At 73.3% G+C, this 13,921-nt stretch carries 9 protein-coding genes; 1 reads left to right on the top strand and 8 read right to left on the bottom strand.

Annotation, left to right across the window (positions count from 1 at the left end; translation table 11 throughout):
* Positions 1-101: 101 nt before the first annotated feature.
* The 4 genes from R2E43_RS12590 to R2E43_RS12605 all read right to left on the bottom strand — a co-directional run bounded on the left by R2E43_RS12590 (position 102) and on the right by R2E43_RS12605 (position 3,746).
* Positions 102-425: a hypothetical protein gene (locus R2E43_RS12590; protein ID WP_003973785.1), complete on the bottom strand. Its 324-nt coding sequence runs from the start codon at positions 423-425 to the stop codon at positions 102-104.
* Positions 422-781 carry a WhiB family transcriptional regulator gene (locus R2E43_RS12595; protein WP_332056204.1) on the bottom strand — a complete coding sequence of 120 codons (360 nt, stop codon included), beginning with the start codon at positions 779-781 and terminating at the stop codon, positions 422-424. Before R2E43_RS12595 ends, R2E43_RS12590 begins: the two co-directional genes overlap by 4 nt.
* 176 nt (positions 782-957) lie before the next feature.
* Positions 958-1,290, bottom strand: coding sequence for a hypothetical protein (locus R2E43_RS12600; RefSeq protein WP_193782951.1), 333 nt, complete (start codon positions 1,288-1,290; stop codon positions 958-960).
* 164 nt (positions 1,291-1,454) lie between these two features.
* Positions 1,455-3,746, bottom strand: a complete 2,292-nt coding sequence (locus tag R2E43_RS12605; protein WP_231908978.1) for an ATP-dependent DNA helicase UvrD2 — start codon at positions 3,744-3,746, stop codon at positions 1,455-1,457.
* 110 nt (positions 3,747-3,856) lie between these two features.
* On the opposite strand from R2E43_RS12605, the gene R2E43_RS12610 reads away from it, so the two are divergent.
* Positions 3,857-4,099 carry a mycoredoxin gene (locus tag R2E43_RS12610; RefSeq protein WP_003973789.1) on the top strand — a complete coding sequence of 81 codons (243 nt, stop codon included), beginning with the start codon at positions 3,857-3,859 and terminating at the stop codon, positions 4,097-4,099.
* An 86-nt stretch (positions 4,100-4,185) separates the two neighbouring features.
* Here the strand turns inward: R2E43_RS12610 and nudC are convergent, their stop codons facing one another.
* The 4 genes from nudC to R2E43_RS12630 all read right to left on the bottom strand — a co-directional run bounded on the left by nudC (position 4,186) and on the right by R2E43_RS12630 (position 13,881).
* Positions 4,186-5,130 (bottom strand): NAD(+) diphosphatase, encoded by a 945-nt coding sequence (gene nudC / locus R2E43_RS12615; protein ID WP_016327228.1) that lies wholly within the window; start codon positions 5,128-5,130, stop codon positions 4,186-4,188.
* A gap of 161 nt (positions 5,131-5,291) precedes the next feature.
* Entirely contained in the window at positions 5,292-6,704 is a 1,413-nt protein-coding gene (locus R2E43_RS12620; RefSeq protein WP_093456965.1) for a dipeptidase, read from the bottom strand.
* Positions 6,705-6,714: 10 nt separating this feature from the next.
* A complete protein-coding gene (locus R2E43_RS12625; RefSeq protein WP_162495246.1) occupies positions 6,715-10,230 on the bottom strand; it encodes an ATP-dependent DNA helicase in 3,516 nt (1,171 codons plus the stop codon).
* A 177-nt stretch (positions 10,231-10,407) separates the two neighbouring features.
* Entirely contained in the window at positions 10,408-13,881 is a 3,474-nt protein-coding gene (locus tag R2E43_RS12630; protein WP_332056205.1) for an ATP-dependent helicase, read from the bottom strand.
* Positions 13,882-13,921 lie beyond the last annotated feature (40 nt).

A 13,921-nucleotide genomic window follows, 5' to 3' on the forward strand; every position in this document is an offset into this window, starting at 1 on the left:
GCGCGGTGGGGGCCGGTCCGTTCGGACGGACCGGCCCCCACGCGAGCGGAGCTTCGTCTCCCGTAGGGAGACCACTGCTTCGGGTGTTTCAGGTGTGTCGGTTACTGCATGACCGCCATGGCCAGCGCACGCCGAGCACGCATCGAGGCGCGCTCCGCCCGGCGCTGCATCCGGCGAGCGGTCGCCAGGCGCAGCGCCCGGCGTTCCTGCTCCGCCTCATGCAGGCGGTCGTGCATATGCGCACGTGCCAGGGCTTCTGGGATGAGTTGCATTTCACGGGTCCTGTTCTGACGCGAGTCCTTCGCGTCACTGGTGGTGAAGTCTTCAGGCGCGGTGCCTGCGAGGTCGTGGGTGGACGGCTTCATCGGGGCCTGCTTCTGGGGGTCGTACGTCAGGGGGCGGTCGATCGTTCCTGCGGTGTTCATGCCGAAACCGGGTTCTTGCGCGGGCGACCGCGGGGCCGCTTCCGGGCGACGACGACACCCTGGACGAACAGCTCGCCACCCCAGACACCCCAGGGCTCACGCCGCTCCTTGGCACCGGCGAGGCAGGCCTCGATCAGCGGGCAGGTGCGGCAGAGGGACTTGGCGTACTCCACGTCCGCCGGGGACTCGGCGAAGAAGACCTCCGGGTCGTAGGAGCGGCAGGGGACGGGTACGCCGAGGTTCTCGATGGCGTCGTCGAGCGCGGTGAGCGGGGTCAAGGTGGAGTCCTCCGTGGAACAGGGCTTGGGGATCGTGTCGGAAGGCGGTACGGACGGGGCGTGCGCTTCGAGTTGCACGGGGTGGTCTTCCTCGTCTGTTCGTTCCGGCCGGTTGACCGGGTGGCGGCTTGGTACCGGGTTCTTTTCTTGTCCCGAGGCTCCTTCGTGCTGTCGCCCCCGTTCGGGGACAAACAGAAGGGCCGCGGATCCCGGGTGGGGTTCCGCGGCCCTGAAGGCGCCGGCCTGATCGACGATCAGGCTGGATCACTCCAGGGTTCTGGCCCACGGAAGGCCCACATCAGGTGGTGCTGCGTCGTCTGCTTCCGGAATCCGGCACCGGTCGCGGTAAAGGCATAGGCCTGCGCCTGTGCCGCTACTGCTGCTTCCAGTGCCTTGGTCGGTCGCTCATTGCGCTCCCGGACGGGAAGGCCCGCGGGAGCAGCAGCGGCGGCAGCCGGACGCACGGCACGAATGCCGGACAGACCGGTGCCCGAGTGAGAAGCGCCGAGCGTGCACAGGGAGACGGCCGAGCGATCGGTCATTTTGGCGGTGGAGCTGACGATGAAGCTGCTGTTGATGCTGATCACTGGGCTCGCCTCCTCTCGGCGTCTCGGGGGACTGGGACGAACCAGTCCGCGGATATGCAAGTACAACACGGATTCAGGGCCTCCGGGAAGGCCGCTGTTCCCGTGACCAAGAACCTATGGGGATTCCCGGGGCATGCGCAAACTATTTTCTCGACGAGTTTGTATCAGTCGTCCTCGTCAAGCCCCACGCCTTCCTGGCCTGCGCAGATGGCCAGGACGTCGGTCCCGTAGCGATTGAGCTTGCGCATCCCGACCCCCGGGATCCTGGCCAGCTCCCGCTCGTCCTCCGGGACGGACTCGGCGATCGCCATCAGCGTCTTGTCGGTGAAGACGCAGAACGCGGGCTGTCCGCTGCGCCCCGCCTGCACCGCCCGCCACTCCCGCAACCGCTCGTAGACGCCCTCGTCCATGTCTGACGGGCACCCCTCGCAGCGCATCAGCTTCATCTCACCGGCGTCGGTGAGCGTGCGTCCGCAGACCCGGCAGCGGGCGGGCGTCCGCTGGGTCCGTCTCGGCGCGGCGGCCGCGCCACCACCGCCGCCGCCTCGGATCCCGCGCTCCACGCCCCCGGCACCCGCGGCGGCCGCCTGTCCGCCCGCCGTGCCCGAACCGGGCCGCAGCCCCTTCAGAAAGCGGCTGGGCCTGCGGTTCGGCCGGCCCCCGGGCGACCGGGCCAGTGCCCAGGACAGGTGCAGGCGTTCACGCGCGCGGGTGACACCGACGTAGAGAAGGCGGCGTTCCTCCTCGATCTGCTCGTCGGTCTTTGCGTAGGTGATCGGCATCATGCCCTCGGCGACGCCGACCAGGAACACGACGTCCCACTCCAGGCCCTTGGCCGAGTGCAGGGAGGCGAGGGTGACGCCCTGCACCGTCGGGGCGTGCTGGGCGCCCGCGCGCTCGTCGAGTTCCACGACGAGGTCGCTCAGCGTGGCTCCCGCTCTGGCGGCGGCGAAGTCCTGGGCCAGTCCCACCAGGGCGGCCAGCGACTCCCACCGCTCCCGGACGGCGCCCGACCCGGCCGGGGGCTGGGTCGTCCAGCCCTCCCCGGACAGCACCGCGCGCACTTGCGAGGGCAGGTCGACGGCGTCGTCGAGGAGGGAGTCGTTGCCGCCGAAGCGGGCGGCGGCCCGCAGGGCACTGCCGGCCTTGCGCACCTCGGGCCGGTCGAAGAAGCGCTCCGCGCCCCGCAACTGGTACGGGACCCCGGCGTCGGCGAGTGCCTGCTCATAGGTCTCCGACTGGGAGTTGGTCCGGAACAGGACCGCGATCTCGGCGGCCGGAACGCCCGAGTCGATGAGTTCGCGGATGCGGCGGGCGGCGCCCTCGGCCTCGGCCGGCTCGTCGGAGTACTCGGCGTAGCCGGGCTCGGGGCCCGCGGGCCGCTGGGAGACCAGCTCCAGGCGGTGATCGGCGGCCCGGCCCCGGGCCTGGGCGAGCAGGCCGTTGGCGAGGTGGACGACCTGGGGGGTGGAACGGTAGTCGCGGACCAGCTTGACGACGGTGGCGCCGGGGTGGCGGCCGCGGAAGTCGAGCAGATGGTCGGGGGTTGCTCCCGTGAACGAATAGATCGTCTGGCTGGCGTCGCCGACCACGCACAGGTCGTCGCGGTCCCCGAGCCACAGCTCCAGCAGACGCTGCTGCAAGGGGCTGACATCCTGGTACTCGTCGACCACGAAGTGCTGGTACTGGGCGCGGACCTGCTCGGCGACATCGTGCCGGTCCTGGAGGACGGCCACCGTCAGCAGCAGCACGTCCTCGAAGTCGATGACGGAGCGCGCGCGCTTGAGGTCCTCGTAGGCGGCGTACAGCTGCGCGATCTCCGCCGGGTCGCGGGGCGCCTCACGGCCGGCCTTGGCAGCCGCCGGGGCGTAGTCGGCGGGCACCGTCTGGGTCACCTTGGACCACTCGATCTCCGCGGTGACGTCACGCAGCTCGCCGCGGTCGAGGCGGATGCGGCAGGCGGCGGCCGCGTCGGCGACGAGCTGGATCTTGCGGTCGACGAGCCGGGGCAGGGAACCGCCGATCGCTTTCGGCCAGAAGTACTGGAGCTGTCGCAGCGCCGCCGAGTGGAAGGTGCGGGCCTGCACACCGGAGGCGCCGAGCTGGCGCAGCCGACCGCGCATCTCGCCGGCCGCACGGTTGGTGAAGGTGACGGCGAGCACGCTGGAGGGCTGGAGGATCCCGGCGCGCACCCCGTAGGCGATGCGATGGGTGATCGCGCGGGTCTTGCCCGTGCCGGCTCCCGCCAGCACGCACACCGGGCCGCGCAGGGCGGTCGCCACCTCGCGCTGCTCGGGGTCGAGCCCTTCGAGCACCGCGTCGGCCGAGTCCGGTACCTGCGGGAAGAGGGTGGAGTGCGTTGCTGCTGTCACACCGCCATGCTGCCAGGTCTCGCGGGACGGGTGAGTCGGTTGTCCACAGGCACGCACCGACAGTCGTATCAATGCGACAGGCATCACGCGGTGCGAGTGCGCGACGGGAATGGTCGTGCCGCCACGGACGTTCACTCCGTGCGACCTCATCCCCGAGCCGCCGCTTTCCGAGTCGCCTAAGGAGCACGAGAGACATGTCGGGCACTGTGACGATGTACAGCACCACCTGGTGCGGCTACTGCCGTCGGCTGAAGAGCCAGATGGACCGCGAGGGCATCGCGTACACCGAGGTCAACATCGAGCAGGACCCGGAGTCCGCCGCGTTCGTGGAGAAGGCGAATGGCGGAAACCAGACGGTGCCCACCGTGCTCTTCCCCGACGGCTCCACTCTGACGAACCCGTCGCTGGCGCAGGTCAAGCAGAAGATCGGCGCGTAACCGGCCGGCCGGACAGCACGACGAGAGGGGCGGCCCTCCCCCGACGGGGACGGCCGCCCCTCTCGTGGCGTCTGCGGCGCCCGGGCTCAGAAGGCGCTGCGCGTCGGCAGTGGCCTGCCGTACCAGAGCTCGATGAGGCGGGCCGCGATCGAGATGCCGTAGGGCGGCAGGACCTCGCCGGACTCGAAGGCGGCGCCCAGCTCCTCGCGGGAGAACCAGCGGGCCTCGTGGATCTCGTCGCCGTCCACGTCGATCTCGGTCGACGTGGCGTGGGCCATGAAGCCGAGCATCAGGCTGGACGGGAAGGGCCACGGCTGGCTCGCGACGTACTCGACCGGTCCGACGGTGACGCCAACCTCCTCCTGGACCTCGCGGCGCACCGACTGCTCGATGGACTCGCCGGGCTCCACGAAACCGGCGAGGGTCGAGAAGCGGCCCTCGGGCCAGTGCACCTGGCGGCCGAGCAGGATGCGGTCCTCACCGTCGGTGACCGCCATGATCACCGCGGGGTCGGTGCGCGGGTAGTGCTCGGCACCGCAGGCGGGGCAACGGCGGATGTGGCCGGCCGCGGCGATGACGGTGCGTTCTCCGCAGCGGGAGCAGAACCGGTGCAGGCGCTGCCAGTTCTCCAGGGCTACCGCGTGGGCCATCAGCCCGGCGTCGCGGGGGGACAGGAGCAGGCCGGCCTCGCGCAGGCCGGCGGGGCGCGCGGACTGGTCCATGCGGCCGGGCAGGGAGTCCTTCTGGAGGGCGAAGTAGCTGGTGCCGTCCTCGTCGGTGCCCAGGAAGTAGCGGTGTGCCTCGGTGAGCGGGGCCTCGAAGGAGGGGGTCATGACGAGTTCGGTGGCCCCGTCGGGCGTCTCGTCGATGAGGACCTGGCCGCCGGAGACCACGAAGCAGCGCGTCGAGGGGTGACTCCACGCCGCCGCGAGCCAGGCCTCGTCGAGGCGGTGGTGGGCGGCGCGGTCGACGCCGCTGGGGGCGGTGAGCGAGATGGGACGGTCGGCGGTGTGGTCGGTCCAGGTGGTCACGGGTGCTTCCAACTCCCCCGGTGAGCGGTTCGGTTCGGCAGGCGGTTTCGGCGGTTCGTACGGCGGGTGGTGACCGGGTCCGGGCGGGCTCGGCGGGTGCGGGGCGGCGTTTCCAGTGTGCCGCGCGCGATGCCGGTCGGGTCCCGGACCGTGCACGGCGCTCAGGGCGCGTGACGCCAGTGCTCCCCCAGGTCGCCCCAGAGGTGGGCGGCGGTTTCGACGCCCTTGAGGAGCAGGTCCAGTTCCACCTTCTCGTCGGGGGCGTGCCAGCCGTCGGACGGGACCGAGATGCCCAGGAAGAGCACCGGGGCGCCGAGAACCTCCTGGAGGTCGGCGGCCGGGCCGGAGCCGCCCTCGCGGGTGAAGCGGACCGGTTTGTCGAAGGCCCGTCCCATCGCGCGGACGACCGACCGCAGCGCCGGGTGGTCCAGCGGCGTCAGGCACGGGCGGGTGGCGGAGCCGAAGACGACCTCGCAGCGGATGCCCGCGGGTACCTGCTCGTCGGCCCAGGTGCGGACGGCCTTCTCCACGTGATCGGGGTCCTGGCCCGCAACGAGGCGGAAGGAGAGCTTCACCATGGCGGACGACGGGATGATCGTCTTGCTTCCGGGGCCCTGGTAGCCGCCGCCGATGCCGTTGACCTCGGCGGTGGGGCGGGCCCAGATGCGCTCCAGGGTGGTGTGTCCGGCTTCGCCGTGGGCGGCGTACGACTTGGCCGTGCGCAGCCACTGCCGCTCGTCGAAGGGCAGCTCGGCGAAGAGCTCGCGCTCGCGGTCGGTGAGGTCGGCCACTCCGTCGTAGAAGCCGGGTATCGCCACGCGCGCGTGCTCGTCGTGCAGGGCGGCGACGAGGCGCGCGACGGCGGTGGCCGGGTTGGGGACGGCGCCGCCGAAGGAGCCCGAGTGGATGTCCTGATCGGGTCCGTGCAGCCGGATCTCGCACTCGGCGAGGCCCCGCATGCCGGTGCAGACAGTGGGGGTGTCCTCGGACCACATACCCGTGTCGGAGACGACGACCGCGTCGGCGGTGAGCCGCTCGGCGCGCTCCTCGACGAGGGCACGGAAGTGCGGGGAGCCGGATTCCTCCTCGCCCTCGATCAGCAGTTTGAGGTTCACCGCCGGAGCCGTACGGCCGGTGGCGGCGAGGTGGGCGCGGACGCCGAGTGTGTGGAAGAACACCTGCCCCTTGTCGTCGGCCGCCCCGCGCGCGTAGAGGCGGTTCTCGCGGACGACGGGGTCGAAGGGCTCGCTGGTCCAGCCGTCCTCGCGGGCGGCGGGCTGTACGTCGTGGTGGCCGTAGACGAGGACCGTCGGTGCCTGCGGGTCCCCGGAGGGCCACTCGGCAAACACCGCGGGGGCGCCCCGGGTCGGCCAGACCTCCGCGGTCGGGAAGCCGGTCTCCTTCAGCTTGGCGGCGAGCCAGTCGGCGCTGCGGCGCACATCGGTCGCGTGGTCGGGCTGGGCCGACACGGACGGGATGCGCAGCCATTCGACGAGGTCGTCGAGGAAGGCGGCGCGGTGCTGCTCGATGTACGTGCGGACAGCGCTGACAGCATTGTCAACGGGGTGGCTCATACTTACGAGCCTATCGGCCCGCGCGGACACCCCGGTCGTGCGGTTCGTCACCGACCGGCTCGGCCAGCAGCAGCTTCTCGAGCGCCGCGCGGTCCGGCAGCCCCTCGGGCCGTACGACCTCGCCGGTGCGTACGTACAGGAAGGCGGCCGTCACCGAGGCGGGCGGTACGTGCTGCTGTTCGGCCCAGGCGATGCGGTAGAGCGCGAGCTGGAGCGGGTCGGCGGTGGCGGCGCGGTTGGTCTTCCAGTCGACGATCTCGTACGTCGCGGTGTCGCCGTCGCCCTCCTTGTAGACGGCGTCGATGCGGCCGCGTACGACCCGCCCGGCGAGCGAGAGCTGGAACGGCGCCTCGACACGGAACGGGGTGCGGCGGGCGTACTCGGTGCGCTCGAAGGCGTCCTTCAGGAACTCCAGGTCGTGGTCGTCGGCGATCTCGGCGTCGCCGCCGGGCAACTCCTCCGGTTCGAGCAACGGCAGGGTCAGCGGTTCGAACCGGGCCTCCACCCAGGCGTGGAATCGGGTGCCGCGGCGGGCGGCGGGCTGGGGCGGGCGGGGCATGGGCCGGGCCAGCTCCTGGGCGAACCCGTCCGGGTCGGCGGCCAGGCTCAGCAGCTGGGAGGCGGTCAGCGACGCCGGAAGGGGCACTTCGGTGACGCTCTCGCGGGCGCGCAGGAGCTCTCCGGTGAGCGCGTCGAGGTCGCGGTCCCAGGAGGCGACGGTGCGGGCTTCCTCCGGTGTGAGGCGAGCGGGAGCGGGGACGGGCGCGGTGCCCGGGGGCTGTTCGGGGGACGGCGCCTGGTGCGGGACGGTGGGGCCGGCCTGCGGGACGGCAGGGCTCTCCGGCGCGGTGGCGGCCTCCCGCGCGGCGGCGGGGCGGTCCGTGGTCCAGCTGTCCCAGTCGGCGGGGTCCCCGGCCCGGTCGGGCTCCGCTTCCTCCGGGAGTCCCTCGTCGTCCTCCGGGGGCGGCGGCCAGTCCGGGTCCTCGTAGGTGGCGGGGGCGGAGGGGGGACCGTCTTCCCGGGCGGCGAGTCCGTCCAGGTGGGCGAGGACCGTCTCGGCGGCCGAACGGCGCCGCGCGAGTGCCGCGTCGTCCAGGGGCAGCGGCCAGACCTCGTCGGCGGTCGCCCGGTGCAGGGCGGGGTTCTCCTCGTCCTCCGCCGGTTCGTCCGCCCAGACCTCGATCTCGCCGTGTCCGGCCGCGCAGTGCTCGTACAGGGCCGTCAGGAAGTCGGACGGACCGCGGGGCTTCTTCTGGCTGGGCCCCCACCAGTGGCCGGAGCCGAGGAGCAGGGAGCGGGGGCGCGTGAAGGTGACGTAGCCGAGGCGGAGCTCCTCGGTGTGCTGGTGGTCCTTCATGGCCTCGTGGAACGCCTTCAGACCGCGGGCGTCCCAGGAGGCGACGTCGGGCAGGGTCTCGGCGTCGCCGCGCAGGCCGTGCGGCAGCACCTTGCCCTGGGCGGTCCACTTCTCCCGGCCCTGACCGCTGGGGAAGGTGCCGGTGACGAGACCGGGCACGGCGACGACGTCCCACTCGAGGCCCTTGGACTTGTGCGCGGTCAGCACCTTGACGGTGTTCTCCCCGCCGGGCAGCGCGTTGTCCAGGCCCTTCTCGTACTGCGCGGCGGTGCGCAGGAAGCCCAGGAAGGCAAGCAGGGTGGCCTCGCCGTCGCCCGCGGCGAAGGACGCGGCGACGTCGAGGAAGTTCGACAGGGTCTCGCGGCGACGGGCCGCCAGGGCGTGCGGGGACGCCGACAGCTCGACCTCCAGGCCGGTGACGGCGAGGACGCGGTGCAGGACGTCCATGAGCGGGTCGGACAGGGCTCGGCGCAGCTCGCGCAGTTCGGTGGCGAGCCGGGCGAACCGCACGCGCGCGTCCGCCGAGAAGGGCAGCCCGTCGTCGTCGCCGGTGCCGTCCAGCGGCGTCTCCAGGAAGGTGTCCAGGGCGTCCGCGAGCGATATCACCTCGGACGGGTCGACCCCCTCGACCGCCTCGGCGAGCCTCCGGTCGGGGTCGTCGTCGCCCTCCACGCGCGCGTGGCTCACCAGCAGCCGGGCGCGGCGTCCCAGGAGGGCGAGGTCGCGCGGGCCGATGCGCCAGCGCGGGCCGGAGAGCAGCCGGACCAGAGAGGCGTTGGCACCCGGGTCCTGGAGGACTTCGCAGACGGCGACCAGGTCGGCCACCTCGGGCAGGTGCAGCAGCCCGGACAGGCCGACGACCTCCACCGGGACGTCACGGGCCACCAGCGCGCCCTGGATCTCCGCGAAGTCGGTCGCCGTGCGGCACAGGACGGCGATCTCACCGGGCGCCTTGCCGGTGCGCACGAGGTGGGCGACGGAGTCGGCGATCCAGTCGATCTCCTCGGCGTGGGTGCGCAGCAGGGCGCAGCGGACCATGCCGTCGCGTTCGGCGCCCGGGGCGGGCCGCAGGGCCTCCACGCCCGCGTGCATGGCCCGCAGGGGCTCGGCGAGGCCGTTGGCGAGGTCGAGGAGGCGGCCGCCGCTGCGGCGGTTCTCGCTGAGCGCCTGGCGGGCCGCGGGCCGTCCGTCGGCGTGGGCGAAGTGTTCGGGGAAGTCGTCCAGGTTGGCGACGGAGGCGCCGCGCCAGCCGTAGATCGCCTGGCAGGGGTCGCCCACGGCGGTCACGGGATGGCCGGTGCCGCCGCCGAACAGGCCCGCAAGGAGGATGCGCTGGGCCACGGAGGTGTCCTGGTACTCGTCCAGCAGCACGACCCGGTAGTCGTCGCGCAGGACGCGGCCCACCTCGGGGAGTCCGGCGAGCTGCGCGGACAGGGCGATCTGGTCGCCGAAGTCGAGCAGGTCCTGCCGGCGTTTGGCGGCCCGGTAGCGGATCACCAGGTCGGCCAGTTCGCGGCGGGCGGCGGCGGCCTCGGGGACCTTGCGCAGGTCGGCGTTGCTGAGCCGGACGCCGTCCAGGGTGTCCAGGAGACCGGCGTCCCAGGCGCGCAGGTCTTCGGGGCGCACGAGGTGCTCGGCCAGTTCGCCGTCGAGGGCAAGGAGGTCGCTGACCAGGTCGGCGAAGGACCGGGTGAGCGCCGGGTAGGGGCCGGGGGCCTCGCGCAGGACCCTCGCGGCGAGCTGGTAGCGGGTGGCGTCGGCGAGCAGGCGGGAGGTCGGCTCAAGGCCGAGACGCAGGCCGTGGTCGGTCAGGAGGCGGCCCGCGAAGGCGTGGTACGTCGAGATCGCGGGCTCGCCCGGCGGGTGGTCCGGGTCGATCACGTCCGGGTCGGTCACGCCTGCTCTGATCAGGGCCGTACGGACGCGTTCGGCGAGTTCGCCGGCCGCCTTGTTGGTGAAGGTGAGCCCGAGGACCTGCTCCGGGGCGACCTGGCCGGTGCCGACCAGCCACACCACGCGTGCCGCCATCACCGTCGTCTTGCCGGACCCGGCTCCGGCCACGATCACCTGCGGCGCGGGCGGCGCGACGATGCAGGCCGTCTGCTCGGGGGTGAAGGGGATGCCGAGGAGCTCCTTGAGCTGCTCGGGATCGGTGATGTGGGCGGGCACGTCAGAGAGGCTAGCGGCGGCCACTGACAGCTGGTGCCGGATGTCCTCTCGGGTCGGAGGGAAGTGCAGGTCAGCCCGCGTGGTGCGACGTGTCACACCGGCCGCTCGGCGCGGCGGCTCCGGTGGGCCGGGGCGGCTCCGGTCCGGCCACACGCCCGGCCTCCCGGCAGCCGTCGCTCACTCCACGACGTGCCGCCCCTCGGGGCGAGCGCTGCACGACGCGCGGAACGAGCAGTGGGTGCAGTGCTGGCCCGCGGTCGGGGTGAACCGTTCGTCCAGGACCTTGCCGGCGGCCGTGGCCAGCAGGTCGCCGACCCACTCGCCCTCCGGTCCCTCCTGCGACTCCTGTGCCTGCACCTTGGGCAGGGTCTCGCCGCCGTCCCGCTTGGGCGCGCCCTGGCGCAGGTGGACGAGCTCGGCGCCGCCCGGTTGCGGGCGCACGCCGTCGAAGGCCTCGTCGACGGCGCCCTCGCGGACGGCGAGCTGGTACACGGCGAGCTGGGGGTGGCGGGCCACCTCCGATGAGGTGGGCGCCTGTTTGCCGGTCTTGAAGTCCACGACGTAGGCGCGGCCGTCGGCGTCGGTTTCCACGCGGTCCATCTGGCCCCGGATGCGCACCTCGTACTCGCCCGCCTCCAGGGTCACGTCGAAGTCGTGCTCGCTCGCCACCGGGGTGCGTCCGGCGCGGTCCATGACGTGCCACTTCAGGAAGCGTTCCAGCGCCACGCGCGCGTTGGCCTTCTCCTGGGCCGACTTCCACGGCGCGTCGAAGGCGAGCGCGTTCCACACGGAGTCCAGGCGCTCCATGAGGACGGCGAGGTCGGCCGGGGTGTGTCCGGAGGCCACCTCGTCGGCGAGCACGTGCACCACGTTGCCGAACCCCTGGGCGGTCGTCGCGGGCGCGTCGGCCTTCACCTCACGGCCCAGGAACCACTGCAGGGCGCAGGTGTTGGCCAGCTGGTCCAGGGCACTGCCGGAGAGCGTGACGGGCTGGTCGCGGTCGCGCAGCGGCACCTTGCTCTCGGTCGGGTCCCACATGCCCCACCAGCGGTAGGGGTGGGCGGACGGCACCAGGGGACGGCCGTCCTCGTCGGTCAGGGCGGCGAGGCGGGCCAGACGGCGCGCGGCTGCCTCTCTCAGCGGCTCGGAGACGCGGGGGTCGACGGTGGTGGCGCGCAGTTCCGCGACGAGCGCCGCGACGGCGAGGGGGCGGCGCGGACGGCCCGTGACATCGGCGGGTTCGACGCCGAGTTCGGTCAGGAAGCGGGACGGCTGGTCCCCGTCGTCGGCCGGTGCCTTCACCGCGGTCACGACGAGCCGTTCACGCGCGCGCGTGGCGGCCACGTAGAACAGTCGGCGCTCCTCGGCGAGCAGTGCTCCGGGGCTGAGGGGTTCGGCGAGTCCGTCGCGGCCGATCCGGTCGGCCTCCAGGAGGGAGCCGCGGCGGCGCAGGTCCGGCCACAGGCCCTCCTGGACGCCGGCCACGACGACGAGCCGCCACTCCAGCCCCTTGGAGCGGTGCGCGGTCATCAGACGGACGGCGTCGGGGCGTACCGCGCGCCGCGCGAGCGTGTCGGCCGCGATGTCCTCGGCGTCGATCTCCTCCAGGAAGTTCAGGGCGCCCCGGCCACCGGTGCGCTCCTCCGCGCGGGCGGCGGTCGCGAACAGGGCGCACACGGCGTCCAGGTCGCGGTCGGCGTTGCGCCCGGCGGCGCCGCCGCGCCGGGCGGAGCGCTCCAGGCGGGTGGGCCAGGGGGTCCCGTCCCACAGGTCCCACAGCGCCTCCTCGGCGCTGCCGCCTCCCGCCAGGCGCTCACGGGCCTTGCGGAGGAGCGCGCCGAGCCGCTGGGCGCCGCGCGCGTACGCGGGGTCGTGCACGGCGAGCCGCTCCGGCTCGGCCAGTGCCTGTGCGAGCAGTTCGTCCGAGGGCGGCGGCAGCGGGTTGCCCGCGGCGCGCCGCTCGTCGCGCAGGGCACGGCCGAGGCGGCGCAGGTCGGCGGCGTCCATCCCGGCGAGGGGTGAGGTGAGCAGGGTGAGAGCCGTCTCGGTGGACAGCCAGCACGGCTCGTCCGCGCGGTACGCGTGTTCACCGCGCGAGGGCTTCGTCGCCGCGTCTCCGCCCTCGTCCACGTACGCGTCGGCGTCGGCGTCGGGATCGATCTCGGGATCGCCACCGGCGTCGGCGTCGGCGCGCGGATCGGCGTCGGCCTCGGACCCGAGCGCCCCGAACCGCTCCCCCGTCCGGGCCCCCGTGTCGGCCTCCGCCTCCGCCACGGCGCGCAGCGCCGTCAGCAGGGGCGCCACCGCGGGCTCGTGGCGCAGGGGGAGGTCGTCGCCGTCGATGTCCAGGGGGACGCCGGCCGAGGTGAGGGCACGGCGGAGCGTGGGGATGGTGCGCGAGCCGGCGCGTACCAGGACGGCCATGTCGCGCCACGGAACGCCGTCCTCCAGGTGCGCCCGGCGCAGAATGTCGGCGATGTTGTCCAGTTCGGTACCGGCGGTCGGATACGTGTACGCCTCGACCCGCCCGCCGCCCCGCACCGGTGTCAGCTCACGGTGGGCACGCACCTTGTCGGCGGGGAGGCGGGTCAGTGGCATGCGCTGGGTCAGCAGCCTGGTGGCGGCCAGCAGGCCGGACCCGGACCGGCGGGCGGTCCGCAGTACCCCGACCGGCGCCGGACGGCCGTCCGCGCGCGGGAAGGCGGTCGGGAAGTCCAGGATGCCGTTCACGTCCGCGCCCCGGAAGGCGTAGATCGACTGGTCGGGATCGCCGAAGGCGACGAGGGTGCGCCCACCGTCCGCCAGCGCGTGCAGCAGCCGTACCTGGGCGGGGTCGGTGTCCTGGTACTCGTCGACGTACACCGCGTCGTACTGGACGGTCAGGTGCGCGGCGACCTCGGGGCGGCGGGCGAGGAGCACCGCGCGGTGGACCAGTTCGGCGTAGTCGAGCACGCCCTGGAGGTCCAGCACGTCGAGGTACTCGGCGAGGAAGACGGCGGCGGCGCGCCAGTCGGGGCGGCCGATGCGGCGGGCGAAGGCCGCGAGCGCGTCCGGGCCGAGTCCCAGTTCGCGGCTGCGGGCGAGCACCGCGCGGACCTCGTCGGCGAAGCCGCGGGTGGTCAGGCAGGCCCGCAGCTCGTCGGGCCAGCGCACATGGGCGAGCCCGAGCCGCTCCAGGTCCACCTGCCCGGCGAGCAGCTCGCGCACCGTCACGTCCTGCTCCGGGCCGGACAGCAGGCGCAGCGGCTCCACGAACAGGTCGCTGTCCTGGTGGGCGCGGACCAGGGCGTAGCCGAACGAGTGAAAGGTCGTCGCCCGGGGCGCCCGCGCGGCACCGATGCGCAGCGCCATCCGGTCGCGCAGCTCGACGGCCGCCTTGCGGCTGAAGGTGAGCACCAGGATGCGCTCGGGATCGCCGCCCCTGGCGATCCGGTCCGCCACCGACTCGACCAGGGTGGTGGTCTTCCCGGTGCCCGGCCCCGCCAGGACGAGCAGCGGTCCGGAGCGGTGGTCAACCACGGCGCGCTGTGCGGCGTCCAGACGAGGGGGGTCCGTGCGAGCCGGCGGGGTACGCACCAGTCGGTAAGCGCCACGGCTCCCCCCTCGCACCTGGGGGTGCGACGGGTGTCCGCTGGAGGAAGAGGAGCTCACGTGGTTCGCCGGTCCTGGTGGGTGTGCTGGTGGGCCGTCC

It is taken from the genome of Streptomyces violaceoruber, from assembly GCF_033406955.1.
In the GTDB taxonomy this organism is placed as follows: Bacteria; Actinomycetota; Actinomycetes; order Streptomycetales; family Streptomycetaceae; genus Streptomyces; species Streptomyces violaceoruber.